The organism is Corynebacterium sp. HMSC14H10, from assembly GCF_001807105.1.
Lineage (GTDB): Bacteria > Actinomycetota > Actinomycetes > Mycobacteriales > Mycobacteriaceae > Corynebacterium > Corynebacterium jeikeium_D.
In genome coordinates, this window is record NZ_KV787430.1 from 1 (window position 1) to 25,799 (window position 25,799).

At 61.4% G+C, this 25,799-nt stretch carries 23 protein-coding genes, 2 tRNA genes and 1 riboswitch; of the genes, 5 read left to right on the plus strand and 20 right to left on the minus strand.

Annotation, left to right across the window (positions count from 1 at the left end; translation table 11 throughout):
• Positions 1-91 precede the first annotated feature (91 nt).
• The 11 genes from HMPREF3135_RS06905 to HMPREF3135_RS11160 form a co-directional block, all read right to left on the minus strand.
• Positions 92-177: transfer RNA gene (locus tag HMPREF3135_RS06905), tRNA-Ser, on the minus strand.
• Between the two features lie 187 nt (positions 178-364).
• Positions 365-712 carry a metal-sensitive transcriptional regulator gene (locus tag HMPREF3135_RS06910; RefSeq protein ID WP_065421667.1) on the minus strand — a complete coding sequence of 116 codons (348 nt, stop codon included), beginning with the start codon at positions 710-712 and terminating at the stop codon, positions 365-367.
• Positions 705-2,915, minus strand: coding sequence for a heavy metal translocating P-type ATPase (locus HMPREF3135_RS06915; protein ID WP_070438861.1), 2,211 nt, complete (start codon positions 2,913-2,915; stop codon positions 705-707). The genes HMPREF3135_RS06910 and HMPREF3135_RS06915 overlap by 8 nt, the downstream gene beginning before the upstream one ends.
• A 20-nt stretch (positions 2,916-2,935) precedes the next feature.
• On the minus strand, positions 2,936-3,145 hold the full coding sequence (locus HMPREF3135_RS06920; protein WP_049172422.1) for a heavy-metal-associated domain-containing protein: 210 nt from the start codon (positions 3,143-3,145) through the stop codon (positions 2,936-2,938).
• Positions 3,146-3,182: 37 nt separating this feature from the next.
• Positions 3,183-4,361, minus strand: a complete 1,179-nt coding sequence (locus HMPREF3135_RS06925) for an HNH endonuclease signature motif containing protein (RefSeq protein ID WP_048733216.1) — start codon at positions 4,359-4,361, stop codon at positions 3,183-3,185.
• Between the two features lie 120 nt (positions 4,362-4,481).
• Entirely contained in the window at positions 4,482-6,002 is a 1,521-nt protein-coding gene (locus tag HMPREF3135_RS06930; RefSeq protein WP_070438863.1) for an AMP nucleosidase, read from the minus strand.
• A gap of 125 nt (positions 6,003-6,127) precedes the next feature.
• A complete protein-coding gene (locus HMPREF3135_RS06935; RefSeq protein WP_038627330.1) occupies positions 6,128-6,481 on the minus strand; it encodes a hypothetical protein in 354 nt (117 codons plus the stop codon).
• A gap of 10 nt (positions 6,482-6,491) precedes the next feature.
• Positions 6,492-6,612: riboswitch (SAM riboswitch) on the minus strand.
• Between the two features lie 116 nt (positions 6,613-6,728).
• Entirely contained in the window at positions 6,729-7,997 is a 1,269-nt protein-coding gene (locus tag HMPREF3135_RS06940) for an Nramp family divalent metal transporter (protein ID WP_256364753.1), read from the minus strand.
• 38 nt (positions 7,998-8,035) lie between these two features.
• On the minus strand, positions 8,036-8,488 hold the full coding sequence (locus HMPREF3135_RS06945; protein ID WP_070438869.1) for a flavodoxin family protein: 453 nt from the start codon (positions 8,486-8,488) through the stop codon (positions 8,036-8,038).
• 401 nt (positions 8,489-8,889) lie between these two features.
• The gene (gluQRS, locus tag HMPREF3135_RS06955) at positions 8,890-9,828 is read right to left on the minus strand and encodes a tRNA glutamyl-Q(34) synthetase GluQRS (RefSeq protein WP_070438875.1); all 939 of its coding nucleotides are present in this window, start codon (positions 9,826-9,828) and stop codon (positions 8,890-8,892) included.
• Between the two features lie 31 nt (positions 9,829-9,859).
• On the minus strand, positions 9,860-11,152 hold the full coding sequence (locus tag HMPREF3135_RS11160; RefSeq protein WP_083280633.1) for an MFS transporter: 1,293 nt from the start codon (positions 11,150-11,152) through the stop codon (positions 9,860-9,862).
• A 202-nt stretch (positions 11,153-11,354) separates the two neighbouring features.
• Between HMPREF3135_RS11160 and HMPREF3135_RS06965 the strand changes: the two genes are divergently transcribed.
• Both HMPREF3135_RS06965 and HMPREF3135_RS06970 read left to right on the plus strand, forming a co-directional pair.
• Positions 11,355-12,047: an ArsR/SmtB family transcription factor gene (locus HMPREF3135_RS06965; protein ID WP_070438878.1), complete on the plus strand. Its 693-nt coding sequence runs from the start codon at positions 11,355-11,357 to the stop codon at positions 12,045-12,047.
• 22 nt (positions 12,048-12,069) lie between these two features.
• Positions 12,070-12,846 carry a queuosine precursor transporter gene (locus HMPREF3135_RS06970; RefSeq protein WP_070438881.1) on the plus strand — a complete coding sequence of 259 codons (777 nt, stop codon included), beginning with the start codon at positions 12,070-12,072 and terminating at the stop codon, positions 12,844-12,846.
• A gap of 59 nt (positions 12,847-12,905) precedes the next feature.
• Here HMPREF3135_RS06970 and HMPREF3135_RS06975 read toward each other — a convergent pair whose 3' ends face one another.
• The 5 genes from HMPREF3135_RS06975 to HMPREF3135_RS06995 form a co-directional block, all read right to left on the minus strand.
• The gene (locus HMPREF3135_RS06975; RefSeq protein ID WP_016421851.1) at positions 12,906-13,685 is read right to left on the minus strand and encodes an ABC transporter permease; all 780 of its coding nucleotides are present in this window, start codon (positions 13,683-13,685) and stop codon (positions 12,906-12,908) included.
• A 13-nt stretch (positions 13,686-13,698) separates the two neighbouring features.
• Positions 13,699-14,652, minus strand: a complete 954-nt coding sequence (locus tag HMPREF3135_RS06980) for an ABC transporter ATP-binding protein (protein ID WP_070438892.1) — start codon at positions 14,650-14,652, stop codon at positions 13,699-13,701.
• Positions 14,653-14,916: 264 nt separating this feature from the next.
• On the minus strand, positions 14,917-16,218 hold the full coding sequence (tgt, locus tag HMPREF3135_RS06985) for a tRNA guanosine(34) transglycosylase Tgt (RefSeq protein ID WP_016421849.1): 1,302 nt from the start codon (positions 16,216-16,218) through the stop codon (positions 14,917-14,919).
• A 61-nt stretch (positions 16,219-16,279) separates the two neighbouring features.
• On the minus strand, positions 16,280-19,309 hold the full coding sequence (locus HMPREF3135_RS06990) for an MMPL family transporter (RefSeq protein WP_070438884.1): 3,030 nt from the start codon (positions 19,307-19,309) through the stop codon (positions 16,280-16,282).
• Between the two features lie 426 nt (positions 19,310-19,735).
• A tRNA-Ser gene (locus HMPREF3135_RS06995) sits at positions 19,736-19,826 on the minus strand.
• A 234-nt stretch (positions 19,827-20,060) separates the two neighbouring features.
• Between HMPREF3135_RS06995 and HMPREF3135_RS07000 the strand changes: the two genes are divergently transcribed.
• Positions 20,061-21,041 (plus strand): diaminopimelate dehydrogenase, encoded by a 981-nt coding sequence (locus HMPREF3135_RS07000; protein WP_070438887.1) that lies wholly within the window; start codon positions 20,061-20,063, stop codon positions 21,039-21,041.
• A gap of 108 nt (positions 21,042-21,149) precedes the next feature.
• Here the strand turns inward: HMPREF3135_RS07000 and HMPREF3135_RS07005 are convergent, their stop codons facing one another.
• From HMPREF3135_RS07005 to HMPREF3135_RS07015, 3 genes are all read right to left on the minus strand, one after another.
• Entirely contained in the window at positions 21,150-21,338 is a 189-nt protein-coding gene (locus HMPREF3135_RS07005; protein ID WP_005510930.1) for a CsbD family protein, read from the minus strand.
• Positions 21,339-21,473: 135 nt separating this feature from the next.
• Complete coding sequence (gene tadA / locus HMPREF3135_RS07010; RefSeq protein WP_206539813.1) at positions 21,474-22,004, minus strand: tRNA adenosine(34) deaminase TadA; 531 nt, start codon at positions 22,002-22,004, stop codon at positions 21,474-21,476.
• Positions 21,994-22,551, minus strand: coding sequence for a tRNA adenosine deaminase-associated protein (locus tag HMPREF3135_RS07015; RefSeq protein WP_005510946.1), 558 nt, complete (start codon positions 22,549-22,551; stop codon positions 21,994-21,996). Before HMPREF3135_RS07015 ends, tadA begins: the two co-directional genes overlap by 11 nt.
• Before the next feature lie 38 nt (positions 22,552-22,589).
• On the opposite strand from HMPREF3135_RS07015, the gene HMPREF3135_RS07020 reads away from it, so the two are divergent.
• Positions 22,590-23,615 (plus strand): prephenate dehydrogenase, encoded by a 1,026-nt coding sequence (locus tag HMPREF3135_RS07020; RefSeq protein ID WP_048732157.1) that lies wholly within the window; start codon positions 22,590-22,592, stop codon positions 23,613-23,615.
• Positions 23,616-23,624: 9 nt separating this feature from the next.
• Positions 23,625-24,473 (plus strand): CoA transferase, encoded by an 849-nt coding sequence (locus HMPREF3135_RS07025; protein WP_016421843.1) that lies wholly within the window; start codon positions 23,625-23,627, stop codon positions 24,471-24,473.
• Between the two features lie 47 nt (positions 24,474-24,520).
• Here the strand turns inward: HMPREF3135_RS07025 and HMPREF3135_RS07030 are convergent, their stop codons facing one another.
• The gene (locus HMPREF3135_RS07030) at positions 24,521-25,510 is read right to left on the minus strand and encodes an LLM class flavin-dependent oxidoreductase (RefSeq protein ID WP_016421842.1); all 990 of its coding nucleotides are present in this window, start codon (positions 25,508-25,510) and stop codon (positions 24,521-24,523) included.
• Positions 25,511-25,799: the final 289 nt, after the last annotated feature.

Here is a 25,799-nt window from a genome sequence, read left to right on the forward strand (position 1 = left end):
AAAGACACACTTTTCTTTACTTAACCCGCAAATCCACTCACCTGCATAAAAACAAGAAAACCCCCGGCGTAAACCGGGGGTTTTCACTCTGCGGAGGATGTGGGATTTGAACCCACGAGGGATGTGACTCCCGCACGCGTTCCAGGCGTGTGACATAGGCCGCTAGTCGAATCCTCCAACGTCGTTAAAGACTACCCAACAAACCTCATTTTCCCAAAACGCGCCCCCTACCTGGGAAAACGAGGCATTTAAGCGACACTTCCGCGCAACCGGTGCCACCAACAGCAACCAACTCCGGTTGCCGGTTGCCGGCTGCCGGCTGCCGACTGCTGTTTCGCCCCCACTCCCGGAATTTTTCCGGGAGTTACTTAGCCAGCCGAGCAATCGCCGCCGAGGCCTCCTCCAGCTTGGCGTCCAACTCCTCCGGGCCGCCCTCAGCCGCATGCACCACACAGTGATGGAGGTGAGCATCCAGAAGAGTTAACGCCAACGACTTCAACGCCGAATTCACCGCCGAAATCTGGGTCAAAACATCGATACAGTACTCTTCGTTCTCAATCATCCGACCAATGCCACGAACCTGCCCCTCAATGCGACGGATACGGGATTCATAACGCCGCTTCTCCACGAGATAACCGGGATCAGTGGTGTCATGGCAGCAAGAATCGTCGTCAAGCGAATGCGATTGCGACGAACAACAAGACTCACTCATGAGTTACTCCTTTTTGAATAGCTGGTTGACTCGGAGAAAAACCGCGCAGACGCAGACTGTTGCCGACCACAAAAACCGACGAAAACGCCATCGCAGCGCCAGCCAACATCGGATTCAACAACCCCAGCGCGGCGACAGGAATTGCCAAAACGTTGTAGAAAAACGCCCAAAAAAGATTCGAACGAATCGTGCGGAGCGTCCGGCGTGACAACCGCAGCGCATCCGCAGCCGCCAACAGATCACCACGCACCAGCGTGATATCCGCAGCCTCCATCGCCACATCGGTGCCCGTGCCCATCGCCATGCCCAAATCCGCCTGCGCAAGAGCCGCAGCATCATTGATGCCATCGCCGACCATCGCCACACACGCGCCGCCAGCCTGCAACTTCTCAATCGTCGCGACCTTATCCTCCGGCATCACTCCCGAAATCACATCCTCGCGAGCAATACCGACCTCATCTGCGACCCGAAACGCCGGGTCGGCGGCGTCGCCGGTCAGCAGAATCGGCCGCACCCCCCACTCCCGGAATTTCGCGACCGCAGCCGCCGACGTCGGCTTCACCGAATCCGACACCTCCAACGTGCCCAGGAGCTCGCCGTCGCGGCGCACCGCAACCACCGTCCCCCCACTCCCGGAATTTTCCCCGGAGCGGCCGACCTCGATGCGGTGGCCGTCTACGGTGCCCTCAACCCCCACTCCCGGAATATCCCGGAAATCCGAAACCGGGAGTAGAGAATCCGGATCCGCCGCACGCACAATAGCCTGCGCAATCGGGTGGTGCGACGCCGCCTCCACCGAAGCGGCAAGCGGCAGCAGATTTTCGGGAGTGGGAGGGACCTCCGTCAACTCCATCACACCCGTAGTCACCGTGCCGGTCTTATCCAGCACAACCGTGTCGACCTTCCGCGCCGACTCCAGCACCTCCGGGCCACGCAGCAGCACACCAACCTTGGCACCTTCACTCGTGCCGACCAGGAGCGCTGTGGGCGTCGCTAAGCCAAGCGCACACGGGCACGCGATGATGAGCACGGCGACCGCGGCCGTGACCGCCTCACTCGCGCCGTGCCCCGTAAACAACCACGCGCCCAGCGTGACCGCGGCGATCGCGATGACGGCGGGCACGAACACTCCCGAAACCCGATCCGCCAGCCGCTGCACCGGCGCCTTACCCGTCTGCGCCGCCTCGACCATCGCCGCCATCTGCGCCAACTGCGTCTCCGAGCCCACGCGCGTCGCCCGCACGAGCAGCCGCCCTGACGTATTGATTGTCGCTCCCGTCACCTCATCGCCAGGGCCGACCTCGACAGGCATCGGTTCGCCGGTCAGCATCGACGCATCCACCGCCGACGCGCCCTCCACGACAACGCCGTCCGTCGCGATCTTCTCACCAGGCCTAACGACGAACACCACTCCCGGACGGAGCTGTTCCACGGGCAGCCGCTTCTCCACTCCCGAACTTTCGAGAACGGAGACATCCTTGGCGCCAAGCTTCATCAACTCCCGGAGTGCCTGACCGGCGTTGCGCTTGGAGCGCTTCTCGAAGTAACGACCAATCAGCACAAACATGATGATGCCGGCCATCGCCTCGAGGTAGATGTTCATATCGGCATCACCAGGAGTGACCGTGAAGTGGAACTCGTGCTTGAGCCCCGGCAGCCCGGCACGCCCGAAGAACAACGCCCACACACTCCAGAGGAACGAAGCGGTCGTCCCCATAGTGATCAGCGTGTCCATGGTGACCTCGCCATGACGCAGATTCTTCAGTGTCGCGCGGTGGAACGGCCAGCCGGCCCACACAAAGACCGGCGCCGAGAGCGTGAGACACAGCCACTGCCAATTAGTGAACTGGAGGGCAGGGATCATCGACATTGCGATGACGGGAGCGGTGAGGATGACAGCGCCGATGACTCGGTTGCGCAGGTCTTCCAGCTCCCGGTCTTTCCCTTCGGGAGCAGCACCCGGTTCCTGTTCGGGCTCCTCCTGCGGAAGCTCAGCGGTGTACCCCGCTGCCACGATTGTGTCGATCAGTTGCTGCGGGTTGATGTCCGCCGGCGCCTCCACATGCGCCTTCTCGGTCGCATAGTTCACGCTCGCGTTAACGCCATCAAGTTTGTTCAGCTTGCGTTGGATACGGTTTGCGCACGACGCACACGTCATCCCGCCGACGGGGATATCAAGGGTGAGAAGTTGCTGCTCAGACATCCGCTTTCCTCTTTGGGGGTTTAGTTTGCGACCGCCTTGTAGCCAGCTTCATCCACTGCTGCGATTACGGCAGCGGTGTCAATGTCTGCATCCGAGGTCACGGAAAGGAAATTCCGGGAGCGGTCAACCTGGACATCAGTGATTCCCGGGAGTTCAGAGACTTCCTCCCGCACCGATGCCTCGCAGTGTCCGCATGTCATGCCAGTAACAGTAAAAGTTTGATTAGCCATACCCCAATATATACCCCCTATGGGTATATCTGTAAAGCTATTCGCGCTGACGGTAGCCCGAGTAGGCCCGCCCCGCGAGAGCTGTCGGGAAGGCAAGGTTGAATTCGGGCGGCGCGTGCGGAGACGGCGGGTGGCGGTAGACCGCGCCGGAGCCGTCGTCACGCTCGAGGTGCCCGTTGAGGCCTTGCCTGTCATCATCGTTGGCGGCGTTGTGTTCTTTGCAGGTCATGACCATGTTTTCCATAGTCGTGGCGCCGCCGTTTTTCCTGGCGACCAGGTGATGGGCCTGCCCAGCGTGGGCGGGGCGCGGGCACCCGGGCCACGCGCAGATGGGGTTGTCGAGGATCATCGCGATGCGCTGTTCCTCCGTCGCCAGGCGCGGGTTGTGTATCGGGAGTAGGTCGGTCGGCGTGTTGTGCTCGTCGTAGACCAGCACCCAGCCGGTGTCCGCGAGCAATGCCTCGACGAATTGTCCGGGAGTGAGGACGGAGCCGTTGGAGGTCGCCGCAAACCGCGGGCTGTACTCCACGATGTCTTGCGCGGTTACGATGAGCGCGGGCTGGTAACGGAGCTTGTCGACGTCGTCAAGCGGCCCCTCCGACCCGTGCGCCAAGCGTTCCGCCAGCGCTTGACCGACGCACCGATCCCGGGTGTAATCCTCGTGCGCTTTGGCGATTTCAGCTGCGCGCACGGTCAGCGGCGCGACCAGGTCGTCAATCATGTTCGCCGGACCAGTGACCTGCAGATGCTTCATCCCGCGGATGTCCGGATTCCGGGAGACGTGGGCGCGCAGGTGCTGCGGCGGCTCGTCGGTGCGGTTGAGCTCCTTGACCTTGGTGCGCATGTAGGTGTCGAGGCCCTCGAAGTCGTAGGCCGCGGCGGCGCGGGTGAAGTCCAGGCGGTAGTACTCCCGGATCTCGACGTTGTTGAGCTGCCCGGAGCGCTTGTCGATCTGCATGACCGTGTCCAGCGACAGCTTCAGCTCCCGGGCGATCGCGACGGCCTTGTCGCGGGATTCGACGTCAACATCGCCCTCGACGGTGCCGAACAGCCGCTCGGCACAGCGCAGCAGGCGCTTGAGGCGGAAGGGGTCGAAGCCGATGCTGGCTGCCAACTCCCGGTGCCCGGTGGATTTTTCCGGGAGTGCGGCGCGCAGGTCGGCGAGCACGTCAATCCCCCGTGTCGCCAGCGCGCTGAGCAGTCCCAATGTCGTCATGGGGCTAAGGCTAGTTTCCGGGAGTGGGCGGCTTCAATCGCTTTTTGGCGTTGTCCACAGCCGTCGTAAAGCATGCACAATCTGCACAAACGGGCTTGACGACGCACTCCCGAAAGTGCCCTACCGGAACGCAACCTCTCCCACCGGCCGACGCAACTTCCGGGAGTGGAGGGTGTCGGGAGCGGCGGCCATGTCCTCGCACGCGCGCACGGCGGCCATGAGGTGCTCTTCCTTGGAGGACTGGTAGAACTCGCGGGCGGATTTCGGGAGTTTGGGTTTGTCATGCAGCGGCATGTCGGAGACGCTGAGCAGCGCCCCGTAGGGCACGCGGAAGCGGTAGCCGTTGGCGGCGATGGTGGCGGATTCCATTTCGACGCCGATGGCGGTGGATTTCTGCAGCTCCCGGTAGAGGTCGGTCTGGGAGCGCCACTCCCAGTTGCGGTCGGAGGTCGACAGCACGGTGCCGGTGCGTAGGCGCTTTTTCAGTTCGTCGCCGGTGAGTCCGGAGACGCGGGCGAGTGCATTGGTGACGGCGAGCTGAATTTCCGCAATCGGCGGGATGGGCTTTTCCAGGGGCACGTAGTTGTCGAGGACTCCGTCGGCGCGGTCGTAGCCGTTGGCGAGAATCATGTCGCCGATGCGCATGCGACCGTCGAGGCCAGCACAGTGTCCGACCATCATCCAGCAGTGCGGACGCGTGACGGCGAGACAGTCGGTGATGGTTTTGGCGTTGGAGGGGCCGACACCGATGTCAATGATGGTGATGCCGCATTTGTCGTCGCGAAGCAGGTGGTATGCCGGCATTTGCGAGGCATGCGCATCCTGACGGCAAATTCCGGGAGTGGGGATGGCGCCGATGTCGTAGCGCTTCCCACCCGGGCACGCCAGCGCCGTGTACCCGTGCGGATTTCCGGGAGTGAGGGTGGCGGCGTACTCGAGGAACACGTCGGTGTGCAGCTGGTAGTTGGTAAACAGCACGAAGCGCTGGATGTTGGCGGCGTGCGAGCCGGTGTAGTGCTCGAGTCGCTGGAGGGCGAGGTCGATGCGCTGGGCGGTAAAGAGGCTCAAAGGTTTGATGAGCAGGCCCAGGTAGTCGGCTTCGCCGTCGGCGATGGTGTCGTCGATGCAGGCGGAGTCGATGGGGGTGAACGTTTTCTCCACTGCCGCCAACATGCTTGCCGCCGCCCCCTCCCTCCCCGCCGCTTCCTCGGCAGCCGCATCGAAGCCGCGGCACATCCGGAGTGGGATGGGCTGGTCGGAGACGCGCACCTCGACTTCGCCGCCGTGGTTGGCGAGCAGGTCGGTGATTTGCTCGATGAGGTAGGTGCGGAACATCACCGGGCGGGTGATGGTGGTGGCATACACTCCCGGGCGGTCGACGAAGCCGTGCGACAGGGAGGGGTCGACATCCTCGACGGCGCTGCCGGCCGGGACGGTGAAGCGTAGTTCGGGGTAGTAGGCGCGCACCGGCCCACTCCCGGAATTTCCGTTAGTGGCGGCGGTGTACTGCTCGACTAAGTAGGCCATCCCTGCCCGGTGGATTTCGGTGAGCCGGTCGACGGCTGCGGCGGCGTCGGTGTAGAAGTCGCCTTCGCCTTCGGTGGGCCAGAACGGGGGTGTTGCGGAGTCTCGTACCTGCATATCCCAAGGCTAGGCGGAGAGTTTCCCGCTCGCATCCGCGCCGCGCTCATCAACGCAACGCCACGTCCATCACGCCGCGCTCATCACCACGCTCATCCACGCAACGCCACACCATCACGCCAAGCTCAGTGCCGACTCCACACTCCCTCACGGCTGCGGCGAACCTCAAAGACCTGGTGCACGTGGTAGCCGCCGACGGTGGGGATGGTGAGGAAGTGTCGGCCGTCGTCAAGCTCGTGCCAGAGAATGCGACCGTAGCGCACGCCGTCGCGGACGTGGGCGCTGAGGTAGTCGGCGCGTTGTTGGCCGCGGAGGGTGGCGTAGAAGGCGGGGTCGACGGGGAGTTGGACGAGATTCCGGGAGTGGGGGTCGATGTCGGCTTCTTGCAGCCGGATGGCGACGGGTCGGCCGTCGACGAGGAGGTCAGCGGTGTGACGGCTGAGGTGGATGATGTGGACGTCGCTTATTGTGGTGTGCATTTGGCGCTCCTATTCGCTCTTCCCCGCAGGCGGTCTGTGGGGCTGATCTTCCTTTGGGGCACCGGGTCCGCGAATCGGGCGGTTGCCTATCGACGCTGTCAAAGGCCATTTCTCGTCGATATCTTGTGATCGTGTCGCCCACCCTAACACCAACTAGACAGCTTTGTCTACCATCTCCCGCACGCTTTACGACGAAGCCCCCACCCCGCCACTCCCGGAAGCTACTACCTTCCACCGCGCCCGCTGACTATCCCTTCCCCATCAGCACCAGAACCACCAGCGCCACGTTGAGCGCGATAATGAGCCCACAGATAATCCACGCGACCCGGCGCAGTAGTGGGGTGTTGGCCCAGATGCCCATCTCGGCATGCGAGGAGGTCATGCGCACCAGCGGGACCAGCGCAAACGGGATGCCAATCGACAGCACCACCTGGCTGAGCACCAGCGCCCACGTCGGCTCCACGCCGCTGGCGATAATGAGCAGCGCCGGGATGATGGTAACTACGCGGCGCACCAGCATCGGCACGTGCACTTTCAACAGGTCACGCATAATCAGGTCGCCGGCGTAGCAGCCGACAGAGGACGACGCCAGCCCGGAGGCCAACAGCCCAACGCCGAAAAGTATGCCCACCACAGGACCAAGTGCGCTGGTCACGGCAGCGTGAGCGCCTTCGATGGAGTCAGTCCCCTCCACTCCCGGAAGTGCTTCGGCGGCGAGACACAGCATGCCAATATTCACCGACCCAGCCAGCACGAGGGCACCGAAGACATCGATGCGCGTGGCCCGCAGGTGTTGGCGCAGCGAGGCGTCATCTTCCACCTTGTACTCGCGGTCGCGCACCAGCCCGGAGTGCAGGTAGACCGCATGCGGCATCACGGTCGCGCCCAGCATGGACGCCGCCAGCACCACGGTGTGCGCGCCTTGGAAGCGCGGCAGAATTCCGCTGGCCATCTCCCCGAGGCTCAAGCCCGTGACAAACAGCCCGGCCAGGAATCCGACCGTAATGACCAGCAGGAACGCCACAATCACGCCTTCAAAAGTGCGTTGCGAACGCCCACCCTGCAACAGCAACAGCCCCAGCGAGACCACACCAACAATGACGCCACCGAGCAGCATCGGCGTCCCGAAAAGCAGATACAACGCGGTGGCACCACCAATAATTTCCGCCACATCCGTCGCTGCTGCCACAATCTCGGCCTGCACCCAGTACGCCAGTCGCCCCGGCCGGTTCGAACCAAAGCGGTCGGCGACACCTGCGGTCAGCGACCGCCCCGTCACCAGGCCGTACTTCGCCGAAAGGTACTGGACAACCATCGCCATGAGGTTGGACACAACCAGCACCCACAGCAGCAGATACCCATAGCTCGCGCCCGCGGACAGGTTCGCAGCCACATTTCCGGGGTCCACGTAGGCAATCGCCGCCACAAACGCAGGCCCCAGCAGACTCATCATGGGCTTGCGGTTTTTCTCGCTTGATGACGTCACTTGCGACCCTTGTGCCCCTGAATCTTTCACCTGGCCATTATTTCACGGCCTCGACACTAAATCTTCAATCAGCCCAAAATTTGGGCAGCCATGGTGCCACCGAGATTTACTAGGCGGTCGGAGATGTCGTCGTCAAGCGAACCGACAAACACGACGGGTTCGGCCGCAAGCTCCCACTTGTAGCCGGTCGTGATGGTTTTCATGGCGTTTTCCGCGCCGGTGGTGTCGAAGCCGCCGCGGATCCAGTAGGAAAATGGCAAACCCTTGGTGGTTTCCTGAGCCTCCCGGAAGGTGGTGTCGAAGAAGTGCTTCAGCGCGCCGGAGATGTAACCGAAGTTGGCGGAGGTGCCGAGCAGAATGGCGTCAGCACTGGTCAGGTCGTCGATGGTGGCATCGAGAGCCTCGACGACCTTGACATCCACGCCCTCTAGCGCGGGATCGTTGGCGCCCTCGAGCACGTGGCTTAAGACTTCCTGCAGGAGCGGGGTTGGGGAATGGTGGACGACAAGAAGAGTAGGCATGTCCCGAGGGTAACGAAGTCAAAGTGAGAGTGCGGTGGCTTTTCTCGAGCTAGACCCCGGCGCGAACCACACTCTAGGCAGCGCCAACCCGATTAATGTGCTGGATAAACTATGCAAACAACGAGAATAGAGAAGTAGGACACCAGGATGAATCGCTTCCACAATCTCGCCGCTGCCACACTCATCTTAGCCTTGACTTGCTACATTGGACTGTTTTTCGTCAGCACTGCACTCTCCGATGCCTGGACAATACCCCTCTCTGTCGGAGTCTTCGGATTCGGCCTAATCGGCTTCCTAACAGCGCTAAAAGCCCGGTCAAACGGTTTGGTAATTACGACGGCACTAGTTGCTTTCGCACTCTTGCCCCTAACGTATGCACTAGCCGTAGTTCTCGGCGGCCCCTAGAAAATCACCTGTTCGCGAGGAATTTTCAGACCCGCACGCAGGGCTTCCGGGAGGTCGGCAATGGAGTCGAGCTCTGCGCTCCCGCCACCATCACTACCATCGCCACTATCGCTACCAACACCGCGACCGAGCGAATCCAGAATCCACCGCTGCACTGCATCCACGGGCACCTCGCCGAGAGTCACGTCTCCATCACGCTTGGACAGCCGCCGCCCCTTAGAGTTCACCACCAGCGGCACATGCACGAACGAAGGTGCGGCATACCCCAAAAGACCAGCCAAGTACGCCTGGCGCGGGGCGGAGGACATCAGATCATCGCCACGCACAACCTCGGTCACACCCTGCTCGGCATCGTCGACGACGACCGCGAGGTTGTAGGCCCACATGCCATCGGCACGCTGGAGGACAAAGTCATCGATCGGGGCGGTGATCTCGCCGCGCAGCTCATCGGTCGCAGTTCCCTCACGCACCTGCGATTTCAGGCGTATCGACGGCCTTCTCCCCGCTGCCGCAAATTCGGCCTTCTTCGCGGCGAGGTGCTCGTCGTCAAGCGAACGGCAGGTGCCGGGATACTGACCTGGCACGCCGTGCGGCGCGGAGGAGGCGGCAAGGATTTCGCGGCGCGTGCAGAAGCACGGGTAGGTCAGGCCGCGTTGCGTGAGGTCGGCGAGCGCGGATTCATACAGCTCAGAGCGTTCGGACTGGCGGACCGGCGTGCCATCCCAGTCGATGCCGATGGCCTCGAGATCGGCGAGCTGCTGCGCCTCATACTCGGGGCGGGAGCGCTGGCGGTCGATATCCTCGATACGCACGATGAAGCGACCGCCCTGCGCGCGGGCGTGCGCCCAGGCCAACACTGCGGTGCGCAGGTTTCCCAGGTGCAGCCGACCGGTCGGCGAAGGGGCGTAGCGGCCGGTGATTGAATTAGTCGACATGGTTACAACGGTAGTTAATGTTGCGCGCGCTCTACGTTGCTGCCGTAGTTTCCGTAGCTGTCATGGCTTTCGCAGCTTGCCGACTACCCGCGACTGCAACCGCAACGGATAGCGCTGCGAATGCGATACACACAATTCCAACCACCGCGCTACTTCCGCCACTCAGACCCGCCGCGAGCGGGCCAACTGCCGTTCCCACATAGCCCACGATGTAGTAGCTGGAAACGGTCGCAGCAAGGTCCTTTCCACGTGCCGCTTCCGAAACCCGCAGCAGCGAATACTTGAAAGAGATCCCTTGGCCAACACCACAGATAACGGTTGCGATAATCAGCAAAACAGCATTTGAGCTAAGCAAACTCACTGTTGCGCCACCCAACCCGAGCGCGAGAATCACCAAGCCCACCGGATACGAGACCCGCTGCGCCCTCCGCCCGAGCATCACCTGAGTCACTGCCGATACTCCAAGCATCAAAGCTGTAATCGACGCAATCTTTAGCTGCGTATCGAAGCCCATATCCTTCGCAGCCAGCGGGACTACGGACTGGAAGAGACCGTTGACTCCATACGCACAACCAATCGCTAACGCTCCCGGAATGAAAACTCGAATCACATCCCGAGCCACACCAAACTGCGGCCGCCAGCTCACCGAATTTCTCTCGAAGCTACGCTCCCGCACGCGCGCGACACCAACCATCGACACCACAGTCAATGCTGCGTAAATCCAGTACGGCATCTGCAGTGGCGATGATGAAAACTGTGCCACCACAGCCGAGGCCAACGGCCCCAAAGCCAATGCTCCAGAAACAGCAACCGTGCTCGTGAGAGCTCCAATCTGCGTAAACAACTTTTCCTGCAATAACGCAGTAAAAGAGCCGGTTGCTAACCCTACGGAAAAGCCCGACACAATTCGAGCGAGATACAAGACGGCCTCATGCGAATCGACCAGCGCCGCCGCCAGAAACATCAGCGTTGAGACCAGAGACAGCCCCATGCTGGTAAGTGCAATGGGTTTTCGCCCGAGCGAATCCGACAAGTGGCCGTAGGTCAGCGTAACGATGACCCCTACTGCGTAGCAGGCAAAAACCACCACGGTTTTATCGGTGCTCAGCCCCCAGTCGCGCTGATAGAGGGCATATAACCCAGAAGGCATCGTACTTCCAATTACTACGATGACCAGCCCAAGCGCTAGCGCTGCTCCATCTCGGACGTTGGCAGTTTTTGTAGCGCCCGCAGCCTTCATAGTGTTCGCTCGAGTATCAGCAGCATCTGCCGTACTCGCAGCCTTCGCGTCAGCGCCACCTGCCTTACCTGCCATTTCTGCCATCTCCACCCCTCCAGCCAATTCATACTTTCTGATTATGGAAAGTATGTTTTCACAAAATGGTTTGGATGACTAGACTTTCGACAGAACTAACCCCGCAGCACCTTACGTCGTCACGCCCAAACGAACCCCATAAAGCCAGTTCAGGCCACCATTCCACCCGCCGCCACTTGCCCCAAAGACCACAAAGTGATTCGCTAACACCATGAAACAGCCCACGTACTTCGAGCAGGCAGCCGCAATCGCCGCGGAATGCTCGTCTCCCGTGCGCCTGGCAATCCTGGAGTATCTCCTCAAAAATGGTCCGACTCGCGTGCGCAGCCTCGCCGAGTCCACCAACATCGCAGAATCGACGCTGTCCAACAATCTCCGGCGCCTCCGCGAAGCCGCAATCGTCGATGTCGAACGACAGGGGAAAAGCGCGACCTACTCCATCGCTAACCCCTCAATACGCCAGGTAATTGCCAATCTTTTCCAGGCTGCCGGCGCCGACACTGCCGCACCCATCCCAGAGCACCAACCAGCAGTTACCTTCGCCCGGTCTTGCTACGACCACCTAGCAGGATCCCTCGGAGTACAACTCACTCGGGCCCTTTTCGCCAAAGAAGCACTCATCACCGACGCCGGGGACGTCACCTTTGGCCCCAACGCCGAGAAATGCTTCGCCTACCTCGGCACTGGTCTATCCAGCCTCGACGCAAGCAGGAAGACAGCGTTCCTCTGTAAGGACTGGACACACGCCGACTCTCACCTGGCCGGATCGCTCGGCGCCGCGCTCCTGCGTGGCCTCATTTCAAAGGGTTGGTTGACCCCAATCCCCAATTCCCGCGGACTCGAACTCACGGCAGAAGGCAGAGTCGGCCTCGAAGACTTCATCGGCACTCGCTTGGAGCCCTGAGCGGCAGGTAACATTCCCTCCCGTGACAAATAACGAAAACCTGCCCAAGTCTGGGCCGGGCAACGCCGAGGCTGCCGCTGTGAGCACCTCGCACGCGCCCGAGAACGCAACTAAGTCCGAATCCACAGCACACACGCCACGCCACATCCCGGTACCGAAATCGCTGTACCCGATGTTCACGGCCATTTTCATTGGCGTGCTGATTGTCTCCAACATCACCGCCACCAAGGGCGTGGAAATCTTCGGCCTGGCCACCGACGGTGCCTTCTTCCTCTTCCCCTTGAGCTACGTCATCGGCGACGTGCTTTCCGAGTGCTATGGCTACAAAGCCACCCGCCGCACCGTGTGGACCGGTTTCGCCATCCTCGCCGGCGCAATGCTCTGCTTCTTTGCCGCCATCAAGCTCCCGGCGGCACCGTGGTACGAGAATCAGGAAGCATTCGCCACTGTGCTGGGCACCGTCCCGCAGCTTGTTCTCGCAGGTCTGGCCGGTTATGTCGTCGGTCAGCTGCTCAACGCCTGGTCGCTCAACGCCATTAAGAAGCGCACTGGCGAAAAGGCTCTCTGGGCGCGCCTGATGGGCTCGACTGTGGTTGGCGAGTTCGTCGATACGCTCATCTTCTGCTCCATCGCCGCCACCGCTATCGGCATCGATACCTGGGGTACCTTCGTCAACTACGTCATCGTCGGCTTCATCTGGAAGACCGCCGTCGAGATTGTAGTCATGCCAGTCACCTACGCCGTCATCGCGTGGGTCAAGCGCCGCGAAGGCTACTACGACACGCGCGTTCCCGCTTAACGACGAAAAAAGTGCCGCGACCTCGCCTGAGAAGCGAGTAGTCGCGGCACTTTTTGCTTTTACTTCACATCCCGTTTGGCATTGACCCAATGAGCAACGCCAACAGCCACAACAATCCAGGCCACCAGCACCACGATGTTGAACCACATCGGCTGCGTCATGCCGGCCTCAAACCCGATGCGTGGATTCTCCGGATTTGCCATCAGACCGCCCAATTGCGTCGACAACTGCTGAATGCGTGCACCCGGCGTGACCAGCCACAGTGGCCGGAAAATCGCATACGCCAGCGCCGCGAACTCCAGCATGCTTTCCACCACCAGAATCCACACCAGCGGAATAGCGACAGCGGCCACGCGCGAGCGCGTCAGCACTCCCAGCGACATCGCGATTAGTCCAAACACTACAAAGCCAAGCACTCCGGCGAGCATGTCCGTGGCAGCGTCGCCGCCCTTGAACTCCACGCGCGGGGAAACCGTCACCGATAGCCAAGCAAGCGCCACACCAATGACCCAACAGACAGCAATCAGCACAAGGGTCAGCGTCATCCGTGCCGAAAGCCACAGGCTCCTTCGGTCCTGCGTCAAGAACGCATGCGCATTCATCTGATCGTTGTACTCACCCGCCAGGGTGGAGCCACCAAAGGCAATCACGATCATGTTGAAGATCACGGTCCCCAACAGCAGCATTTCCCAATCAGCGGTCGCACCAACGTCCGCCGCCATGCTGAAAGCCGCCATAGGCCCAGCTATCGAGCCGATCAACAACACCACATACACCCACGTGCCACGCAGGCTGGCTAGCTTCGTCCATTCCGACCGCAAAGCGTTTCCAAAACTCATCTCAGTCACTCCCCTACTGCCCAATCGCCTGCGCGCGGTATTCCTGCGATTCCTGGGTCGCAGCCAGGAACTTTTCCTCCAGGTTGTCGCGCTTCGTGTGCAACCGCGTCACGAGCAGCCCCTCACGCAGGGCAGCAGCCGCAATGTCGCGGCGGAGTTGCTGCTCGCTGATGCCGTCGTAAAGCGGAATGCGCAATTGCTTATCGACGTCAACCCCCTGCGCGACCGGCCCTAACGCCTGCAGCAGCCGAGCGGGGTCATCGACCTCCACTTCGATGACCGTGCCGTCGGCGAGGAATTCGTCCATGCTGTACTCGCCGATCATGCGGCCGCGCCCGATGACGACGATGCGGTCGGCGGTGAGCTGCATCTCGGAAAGGAGGTGCGACGACACGAGGACAGCGCAGCCCTGTGCGGCCAGCGCCTTGATGGTGTGGCGCATCCACGAGACGCCTTCGGGATCGAGGCCGTTGACCGGCTCATCCAAAATCAGATGCTGCGGCTTGCCGAGCAGAGCTGCCGCCACTCCCAGACGCTGCTTCATACCCAGCGAGTAGCCGCCGACCTTGTCCTTTGCAGCCTCGGTCATACCGACCTGCTCGAGGCACTCTTCCACGCGGGTGTCGGGGATGCCGGCGCCGCGGGCGAGGGCCCGCAGATGAGCGCGGCCCGAACGAGCCTTGTTGTGCCAACCGGCATCCAGAATTGCGCCGGCAATGCTGGGCTTATTCTTCAGCGTGGAAAAGGGCTGGTTGCTGTAGGTGTTGCCCTGGGAATCCGTCCCGGTGAACAAGGCCTGGCCCGTGGTCGGGGTATCGAGGCCCAGCATGCAGCGCATGGTGGTGGACTTGCCGGAGCCATTTGGGCCGAGAAAACCTGTCACTACACCGTCGGGAACGGTGAAGGACAGGTCATCGACGGCTAATTTCGAACCGTACTTCTTGCTGAGTCGTTCAACCGTGATCATGTCCTCCATGATGCCGGTTGAGACTGCCTCGCGCAGTAGAGCTAGGTCTAGTTTTGGGCTTCCCCCGGGCCCGCCCAGCCGCCACTTCACGCCACTGGACTGATTCGGGTGTTCCCTGCCACTTCACGCCACTGGTGTCACCTCATGCCACCTCCACAGATGGCACGAGGTGACATGGCTGTCGTGAAGTGCGAAAAGGCAGAAGCCTAGCCCCAGCCCAGCCACAGCCCAACCGACCCAAGCACTCCCCAGCCCAGCCGGCCCCTAATTCCCCACCGCACGACCACCGTTGGCGTAGTAGCGGCCCATGAACTCATCGCGATACTCGAAGAACCGGTCCTCCAGGATCGCAGCCCGAATGTTCTCCACCAGCTGCACCATGAAAAACAGGTTGTGAATCGTGCACAGCGTGCCAGCCAGGTACTCCTTGGCCTTCAACAGATGATGCAGGTAGGCCCGGGAATAATTCAGCGAAGTGTAGGAGGGCACCTCCGCATCCACGGGGCGGAAGTCGTTCTTGAAGCGGGCATTCGTCAAGGTCATCCGGCCATCGAGCGTGTACACACCACCACGGCGGGCAAGCCTGGTCGGAGCCACGCAGTCAAAGGTGTCGGCACCGGCCTCGACAGCGGCGAAAATATCGTCCGGCTCGGAAATCCCCAGCAGGTGGCGGGCGCGGTCGTCGGGAAGCTCGTCGTTGACCCAACCGCAGATCAGGCCCAGATTCTGCTTCTCAATCGCCCCACCAATGCCATAGCCGTGGAAGCCGAGCTGGCCGGCGTCCTCGAACTCGCGGGAGAGCTCCACCAGCCCGCGCGCGGCCTTGCGGCGCAGGTCTTCGTACTGCGCACCCTGCACGACACCGAATAACTGCTGGATGGGCAACTGGTCGTCGTCAAGCGAATGAACATGCGCATCGACCTGACCGCGCGAAATCGTCAGCTCGTTGTGAGCCTCCAGGCAACGGCGCGCCCAGCGGTGCGTGCGCTCGACGGATGCCTCCTGGTAGCCGCGGGTGTTCATCAGCGTGGTGAGCTCGTCGAACGCCATCATGATGTCGGCGCCCAGCGCGTGCTGAATACGCATGGACACCTCCGGCGTGAAGCGGTGCTCGGAGCCATCGATGTGCGAGCGGAAAGTCACGCCGTCCTCGTCGACGAACGCGTTGCGCTCTTTGCCCTCGGCGACGATGTCATCTTTCTGCATGCCGGTGACGTCCATCGCGAGGGTCTTTTTAAAGCCCGCGCCGAGGCTGAGCACCTGGAATCCGCCGGAGTCGGTGAATGTCGGGCCGTTCCAGTTGGAGAACTTTGCCAACCCGCCGGCCTGGTCGACGATCTCCTCGCCGGGCTGCAGGTACAGGTGGTATGCGTTCGACAGCATCGCCTGCGCGCCCGTGGACCGCACCTGCTCTGGCGTGAGCGTCTTCACGGTCGCCTTCGTGCCGACCGGAATGAACGCCGGCGTAGCAATATCGCCATGCGGGGTGTGGATGGTGCCAGCACGTCCGCGCGCGCCTTCGATTTGCTTTACGACGTCAAAGCCCGTCGTCCTCGACTGCGACATGAAGCTCCTTGGTTGTGGTCCAGTGCTAATGCCTTGAGGTTACCTGGGCGCTATTCGCGAGTTACTCAGCGCTGTCGTTTTCCTCGGGTTGGGCCGCGTTTTCCGGGTCCCACACGGCGCGGCTACGACGTGGCGCTTCCTCTTCGAGTCCTTCGCGCCTCATCAGTTCCGCAACCGTGATCTTCTTCCGCTTACGAGCCGGGCTGTAGTACGGGCGGACCTCGATGTCCTTGGCATTTTCCGGGTTCGGCTGGGCGTCGGTTGATTCAGCTGGTTCGGGCTGCATGAGCTGTTCGGTCGGCTCTGCCTGCTCCGGCTGCTCTGCCTGCTCCGGCTGTGTCGGCTTCTCCGGCTCAGCTGGTGCCGTCGGGGCGGACGGTTCGGCCTGCTCAGCCTGGTCAGAGCGCTCCGGCTGTTCGGCCTGCTCGGCCTGGTCAGCGGGCTCGAGCTCTTCCAGCTTTGCCTTCTTCCGCTTCGGAATCCAGCGGTTACGCTTCTTGGTCGCAACCGCCACAGCGGTACCACCTGCTGCGCCCGCCGCAGCGACTGCACCAGCACCGACTTCACCATCGGCACTGTCTGTTTCGTCCTCGTCAGCGTCCGTGTCGCCAAAGCCACGCCCAGCACCTTCGCTTTCGGGCAACAGGGACTCACCGCGAGCCATACGCTCGCGGCGGCCCTTCTCCACCAGCTCCTCGGAAATCTCTTCCAGGGCAGAACCTTCGACATCCACAGAAGGCAACACCTTGTCCAGCCACTTCGGCATGTACCAAGTAGCGCGGCCAAGCAGGAACATGGATGCCGGGATGAAGGTCATGCGAATAACGAAGGCGTCGAAAAGCACTGCGGCACCCAGCGCGAAGCCGAATACCTTAATAATCGCCAGGGGCTGCCCGGCGAAAGCCGCGAAGACGGAGATCATAATAATCGCAGCGGCAGTGACCACACGAGCGCCGAGAGTAAAGCCCTCAACGACCGATTCTTCGACCGCGTTGTACTTCGACTCTGGTGAGGATTCACCCTTGTTGTGGGTGTAATGCTCGCGCATGCGGGAAACCAGGAAGACCTGATAGTCCATGGCCAAACCGAACGTCACACCAATGAGGAAGATTGGCACAAAGCTGACCAGCGGACCCGGAGTGCTAATCACGCCCCAGAGGCCGTCCTGGAAAAATGCCACTGTGACACCGAATGCGGCTGCGACAGAGAGCAAGAAGCCCACACCCGCAGTCAACGGCACCATCAGGGAACGGAAAATCATCAGCAGCAGGATCACTGCCAGGCCCACGACAACGCCCAAGTAGAGCGGCATTGCGCCCTGGAGGCGGTCAGTGATGTCAATTTCAATAGGAACCAGGCCAGTGACACCGGTGAATAGGCCGGTGGTCTGCTCAATCTGCTTCTGCTGATCGCGCACCGCGTTCATCAGCTGCTTGGTCGCAGGATCGAGTGGACCCGACTTCGGGGTCATAATCATCTTGACCGCAGTGCCGTCATGATTCATGCCAATCATCTGGATGTGCTCGACACCGACGTTGGATTTGAACTGGTCGACAGCGTAACTATAGGAAGCCTTGCGGGCGGCCTCGATGTCAGAGAGTTCCGGGTTGGTCTGTCTCAGGGACTCGATAAGTGGTTTGAGCACCGGCGCATCGGGCTTCACATCGTCCGACTTGGCAATAATGATGAGCTGTGAATTACGTCCCGCACCGAAGCCCTCTTCAATCATGGTGATGGCCTTGCGGTTCGTGCTGTCCTTAGCCGCAGTAGAATCGGACGGCAGCGCCAGCTTCAAGTGCATGGCCGGGTAGGCCAATGCCAACAGCAAGACGATACAGCCGACCAGGAACAACCCTGGGGCCTTGTGCACGAAAGTGACCCAACGTCGCCCCATCGTCATCTCACCGAAGAAGGAAGAGCGACGTTCCTTGCGCGGGTTACGCGAGGGGTTGCCAGCAACACCGGGCACGCGACCAGCGAAGACCTTGTCGCCCAGCAGAGACATAACTGCCGGCAGCAGGGTCAGAGAGACCAGCACTGTGAAGGCCACCGTAATTGCCGCCGAAATACCCATCAGAGACATGAACGGCACCTTGGCGACCGTCAGCGCTGCCAACGCGACAATCACGGTGAGGCCGGCGAAAACCACAGCGGAGCCAGCCGTACCGGTAGCCATGCCGATGGCGTCTTCGTTGGTCATCCCTCGGGCTCTTTCTGCCCTGTAGCGAGAGAGGATGAACAGTGCGTAGTCAATACCGACAGCCAGGCCGAACATGACGGCAAGTACCGGGGTAATCGAGTTGACGTCGGTGAATGCGGTCATCAATGTCACGCCGAAGACACCGATGATGATGCCCACTACCGCCGTCACAATAGGCAAGAACGAAGCCACCAGAGAGCCGAAGGTGACAACCAGCACGATAAACGCCACGGTCACACCGATAATCTCCGAAGTCGGAGCTACCTCAATCGCGGGCTGCATGCCCGGACCAGAGGCCTCGACCTTGATACCTGCGTCACGGCCAGCCTGCATCGCGTCGAGAAGCGCCTGCATATTCTCCGGCTCGATGTCCTGCGGCATCTTGGCATCGAAAACGAAGGTGGAAATACCGTAGCGACCGTCATCGGACACGGTACGCATGGCATTGGCATCGGCCTCGGCGACATCCTTGGGCAGGCCGGCGGCCATGCCCTGTTCCTTGACCATCGCCTGCATCTTCGGATTGAGGTCTACCGGGTTGTGAAGTTGCAAATCGTCGGCGATTTGGCCGACATTGTCGCGGATGCCGTTAATGACCTGGTCAACAGCTTCTTTATTCTGTGGGTCATCGAGCCTCTGCCCCTCGGGGGCCTCGAAGGCAACATAAATACGCTGCTCGCGAATTGGGTTCGGAACATCGGGGAACTTTTCCTCAATCACGTGTGAAGCCGTTGCCGACGGCATGCCGGGGATCGAGAACTGGTCGATGAACCCCTTCTGGAATGCGGCAACTGCACCGCCCAGCCCCGCCAAAACCAGGAACCACGCGATGATCACAGTCCATTTATGCAGGTAGGAGAACCTGCCGAGTTTGAACAAGGCCTTTGCCATGTCAAGTTTCCCTTACGTCTAATATTCGCCTGGACCGCCCCCAACTGCAGCTTCCCCAAGTTCGCGCTACCCAAGCACTCCCTCGGACTTCACCTGCAGTTTGAAGCCTCTTCGCTACTCCGATGCTAGCGACCACCCCGGATTGGCCAACATCAACTCTGGCGCTGACGCGGTCACTGGGGGCGGGCACGACATAAAAACCGGAAATACTTTTGCTAAGAGTAGCGGACTTCCCGGATAAACGTGAACAATGGGGTGTGTGTTACTGATGTTAATTTTGTGATTTAGGTGCTCCAGGTCGGACGCCTCACCATTTGCCGCTTTACGACGGACACCTCCCACACCTCCACCACACCCAGGCAATCAGGGCCGATTAAATGCAAAACCCCCGGGGCTCCTACTTAAAGGAACCACCGGGGTTTTTATTGGCGGTGACGGAGGGATTTGAACCCTCGGTACGGGGTTACCGCACAAAGCATTTCGAGTGCTTCACCTTCGGCCGCTCGGACACGTCACCGCTAGAAAACGTTACAGGTAGCCCCTTTATCTACCAAATCCCCAGGTCAGGGCGCCCAGGCCTTCGCCAAGCCGCTCTCGCTGCACTACATCCTGCGCCACCCCAAGCCCGTCAACCCTCCACCGCGCTATTCGGGGTGGCCAACGCCCGCTGAGATATGTAAGGAATAGTCTGTAGCTTGAAATCTAGAAACTTAAACACAGAAGTACAGCCACACAGAAAGGGTTCTCCCTCATGATTCGTTCCGCCATCATCGGCTACGGCAACTTGGGCCGCAGCGTCGAAAAGGTCATCGCTGACCAGCCGGACATGGAACTCGTCGGCGTTTTCTCCCGTCGCGATTCGCTGGACACTGAGGCCCGCGTACTCCCGGCGGCGGATGTCGCAAAGTACAAGGATGAGGTAGACGTACTGTTCGTGTGCCTCGGCTCGGCCACCGATGTCCCGGAGCAGGCCCCTGAGCTGGCAAAGAACTTTACGACGGTCGACACCTACGACAACCACCACGAGATTCCGAAGCACCGCGCGGCCATGGACGCCGCCGCCCGCGAAGGTGACAACATCGCCATGATCTCGACCGGCTGGGATCCGGGCCTGTTCTCCCTGAACCGCGTCCTGGGCGCTGCTATCCTGCCGGGCGCAGACCAGATGACCTTCTGGGGACCGGGTCTGTCGCAGGGCCACTCCGATGCCGTGCGTCGTGTGCCGGGAGTGAAGAAGGGTGTCCAGTACACCAAGCCGAACCCGGAAGCTATCGAGGCCGTGAAGAAGGGCGAGGGCGCAGACCTGAAGGGCAACGAATGCCACCTGCGCCACTGTTTCGTCGTCGCTGAAGAGACCGGCAACGCCGACGAGGACGCCAAGCTCAAGGAGCAGATCCGCGAAACCATCGTGACCATGCCGGATTACTTTGCCCCTTACGAGACCATCGTGGACTTCATCTCCGAGGAGGAGTTCGACCGCGACCACCAGGGCATGCCGCACGGTGGCCAGGTCATTACCCGCGGCCAGGCCGGTACGTCCGGTCACGTCATCGAGTTCGGCCTCGACCTGGAGCGCAACCCCGACTTCACCGCAGCCGTCCAGGTTGCCTACGGTCGCGCTGCCTACCGCCTGAAGCAGGCCGGCGAGACCGGTGCCCGTACCGTCTTCGAGATCGCCCCGTACCTACTGTCCGCCGAACCACTGGATGACCTGGTGGCCCAGAAGCTGTAACCAGCCCCAACACTGGCAGCCGGCCATCGAAACACAAAGAACCCCAACCACCTCCGCATATCAGAAGCGGAAACGGTTGGGGTTATCTCTACCCGAGAACTAAGCGCTTTACTTGTCAGTCAGCTTGCCCAGGGTCTCAGTGGCCTTGTCCTTCAGGTCCTCAGCACCCTGCTTGACCTTCGAAGCAGCCTGCTCGCCCTTGCCCTGGTTTGCCAGGTCGTCGTTGCCAACGGCGTCGCCAGCAGCTTCCTTAACCTTGCCGCCCAGCTCGTCGGCCTTGTTCTGCAGCTCGCTCATTATGTAAGCCTCCTATGTAAACGACTTATCTATTCTCTAGAGCCACCGTCTAGCAGCTCCAATAGTTCCGACGGTACGTGAAAATGAAGGCCCGTCACAGCCACGACGGGAATTGTGACCTAACTGTGACCCCGCTCACGCTTCCAACTGCCGTTGCCGTTCGAAGAATTCCCGCAGGTAAACGGAGCATTCGTCGGCAAGCACACCCCCGCGCACCTGCGGCGTGAATGCGTGGGCGGGATCGCGGATGACATCGGCGATAGAGCCGCACGCGCCGGTCTTGGGCGACCACGCGCCGAAGACCACGCGCCCCACGCGCCCCATGACGCACGCGCCGGCGCACATCACGCACGGCTCCAGCGTCACGACCAACGTGCACTGCTCCAGCCGCCAGCCGTCACCAACGACGCGGGTGGCCTCGCGCAACGCAATGACTTCGGCGTGGGCAAGCGGGTCACCATCAGCTTCCCGACGGTTCGAACCCCGGCCCACAACCTTGCCCTCGGCATCCACGACCACAGCTCCCACCGGCACATCCCCGGGTGCCGTGTGAGCAGCTTCGGCAATAGCCAGGCGCATCCACTCTTCGTCGAGAATGTCCTGTTTTCGACGGGGTAGCGCGCTTGGCCTCTCGTGCAAATGACCTTTCTCAGAGTTAGTCGTCATAGGGGTCGTAGTCGTCATCGTCGCCGTCGTAATCCAGGTCGGCGACATCGGCTAGTTCCTCGGCACACCCCAACTCCTCGGCGATGGCCAGAAGCTGCTCGGACGCCCACAGCGACTGATCGTCACAGATGGACTCCAGGGCTTCCTCCGAACAGCCCAGGTCAGCGAGGATATCCATGTCCCCCTCAGCCCAGGCATCGACATCGTCGAGCTCGTCCTCGTCGAGGTCGGGGATATCCAGATCCAGCTCGTCGAACACATCTGCCGCAATGTCATCGGTCACGGCAGCGGTAGCGTCGGAAAGCACTACGCGCAGCGACCCAACTCCCTGGCGCACGAGAATGAAGTAGTCGTCGTCGATATTGAGCATTCCGACAGCAGCGCGTTCCGAACGCAGATTGCGCAGCGCCTGTGCGGCGTCAGCGAGCGAATCGGTGGCGTCATCCCCGAGGTCGACGACGCGCCAACCGCGCTCCCCCATAGTTACGGCAACCGCGAAGGAGCGGTCGTCATCGGAGGTGTACCCTCCGGAAAAGGTCGTGCTCATAACCCACAACGCTAGTCGCTGTATGTCATGCTTGTCAGGTGAGCAATTTCGAGTCCCCCTCCCCTGCTTCGTCCTCCCTGTCAGCTGCACAGCTACCCGCGGTATGCATCCTCGGTTTGGGCCTCATCGGTGGCTCCATGATGCGCGATCTGCGGGCTCATAACGTCGAATGCTTCGGTTGGAATCGCTCGTCCGCAACGGTCGAGGAAGCCACGAAGGAGGGATTCGACGCCAGCACAGATCTTCAGGCCACGCTCGAACGTGCTGAGGCCAGCCGCGCGCTCATCGTGATCGGCACCCCCATGACAGTCGTCGGCACGATGCTCGACGCCATCAATGAGCACGCCCCCAGCTGTGGCATCACGGATGTGGTCTCCGTGAAGGCGGCCGTCGCCGCCGAGGTCTCCGCTCGCGGGATGGAGGAACGCTTCGTCGGCGCGCACCCAATGGCGGGTTCCGCGCAGGCGGGCTGGTCCGCCACACTCGAAGGGCTTTTCGACGGCGCCCCCTGGGTCATCACCTACGACCTGGCAGCTGCTGCCGACGCTGCGGGCAAGCCCGTCCCGGAGCGCTGGATTGAGGTCTTTTCGCAGGTCGCCAACTTGGGAGCAGCTCTTGGCAGTCAGCTCATTCCAGCGCTAAGCGATCACCACGATGCCAGCGTCGCCCGCATCTCCCACATGCCACACCTAGCAGCCTACGCAATTGCCGCCGCCGGTGAAGCCGGTGGTCCTCTGGCCATTTCGCTGGCGGCCGGCTCTTTCCGCGACTGCACCCGCGTCGCCGCCGCTGCTCCCGACATGGTCATGTCCTGGTGCGAGAACAACACCGAACCCGTGCTCGCCGCGCTTGACGACGTCATCGAGCGCCTCACCGCCGCGCGCACCCAGTTGGCCACCGAGGGAACCGCTATGGACCTGGCCAAAACCGGTCAGATTGCCCGTGTCCGCTACGAGGCCCGCCCCGCTCACCGCCCGATTTTCCGACTGCGCGTCGGCGAGGGCGATTGGATCAACCAGTTGAAGTTGGCCGAAAGCGTCGGCGGCCAGGTAGATGTGTTCTAGTGTGGAACTATGTTTTCCCCCGAGCTGCACACCAGCCTCGCCGGCATCACTGTCGTCAACTTCGCCATTAACGTTCCGGGACCACTGGCCGCTCAGTACTTGGGCCAGCTAGGTGCCCGGGTGATTAAGGTCGAACCACCCACAGGCGACCCGCTCGGTTCCTTCGGCCGCCCCTGGTATGAAGCTATGTCCGCAGGTCACGAGATTATCCAGGCGGATCTGAAGAGCGATGAGGGCCGCGCACAGCTGAGCTCGCTGATTGATGAGGCCGATGTGGTCATCACCTCGGTTCGCCCCTCCGCACTGGAACGCATGGGGCTGGCGGGTCTCCACGAGCGCCCGAATGGGCCGGTGCATATCGACATTGTCGGTGACACCGACGCTCCGGAAACACCTGGCCATGACCTGACTTACCAGGCGGAAGCCGGAACTCTCACGCCTCCGGCCATGCCTCCGGTACTGTTGGGCGACATCCTGGGCGCACACTTTGCGGTCACCGCTGCCCTTGCCGGGTTGATTAAGCGGGCGGGTGCGGGTGCAGACGTCGTAAAGCAGCCTGGACTGCACTGCCGCATTGGCCTGAAGCAGGCGGGTGAGGCCGGTGCCGCACCGCTGAAGTACGGCATGACGGCGCCCGGCGGACTACTCGGTGGCGGCCTGTGGACGTACGGCCTCTACCCCAGCGCCGACGGCTACGTGGCCGTGGCAGCGCTGGAGCCGCACTTTGCCGCCGCCCTGACCGAGGCCACACGCGCGAGCAACCGCGAGGAGCTTGCGGATTTCCTCCGCGAGCGCACCAACGCCGAAATCATGCAGCTTGCCAGCGAAAAGTCGCTGCCGCTGGCTGCAGTGAAGTAAGCGGGTCAGTTTAAGGCCGCGCGCCTCGGGGGTCGGGGCCTGGAGCCTTACGCGGTCAACCCCGCGGCCTCTGCGGTGAGCTCCACCGAACGCAGCCGGTCAGGAACCTTCAGCGATTGATGAGCCACAATCAGCTCATCCGCCGTCGAGTACTCACCGAACTGCGCAATCTGCTCACGCACCTGCGCCACCGTGCCGACTGCCGTGTGACGGAACATATTCTGCACCTGGCACCCCTGCGGAGTATCCATCAGAACCTCCGCCTCATCGTCAGTGAGGTGATGCCCACCGCGACTCAGGAACCGCCCGACCATGTTCCTGCGGGTAGCGAAGTACTGCTGCTGCGCGTCCTCTTCGCTTTCCGACGCAATCACATTCATGGCCGCAAAAGCGTACGGCTTATCCAGCTGCTCAGAAGGCTGGAACTGCTCGCGGTAGACCGCGATGGCATCGCGAAGCGCGTCCGGAGCGAAGTGCGAAGCAAACGCGTACGGCAAGCCGAGCGCCGCTGCGAGTTGAGCACCAAAGAGCGAGGAGCCCAGGATGTACAGCGGCACATGGGTGCCGCGACCCGGAATTGCGTTGATGCCCTTGATCAGCGACTCGTCGGAGAGGTAACCGCGCAGCTCCTGCACATCCTGCGGGAAGGAATCGGACGAACGCGGGTCACGCCGCAGGGCGCGCATAGTGGCCTGGTCCGTGCCCGGCGCGCGACCAAGCCCCAGCTCGATGCGATCCGGGTACAGATTCGCGAGCGTGCCGAACTGTTCCGCGACCGTCAGCGGTGCATGATTCGGCAGCATGACGCCGCCGGAGCCGAGGGTGATGCTCTCGGTTTTTGCAGCCACGGCTGCGATAAGAACTGCCGGCGACGAGGACGCGATGGAGTTCATATTGTGGTGCTCTGCGTACCAAATACGCTGATAACCAGCCCTTTCCGCTGTCTGCGCCAAATCGATGGAGCCCTGTAGGGCGTCGGCGTGGGACTGCCCCGAGGCTACGGTAGCAAGGTCAAGAATGGACTCAGTACGAATCATGGTTCCACAGTCTAGACCGTTAGGCGGATATTGCGAGTTTGAGATGCTTCGAATACTGAGGCGCTGGGTTTTGGGGTTTTGGGGTTTGAGGTGGCTCGTGGATGGACGGGCTCATGGGTGGCTCGTGGGCGGTATTCACTCATCGATGAGGTATTCACATATCGATGAGCTATAGCCTGGCCACAAGTGAATAGCTCATCGATATGAGCGCAGGCAGAGCCAATACCGCGCGCATAAGTGCCGGAAAACCATCGATAAGTCGGGTTAAGTGACAAAAAGTGTGTCTGAT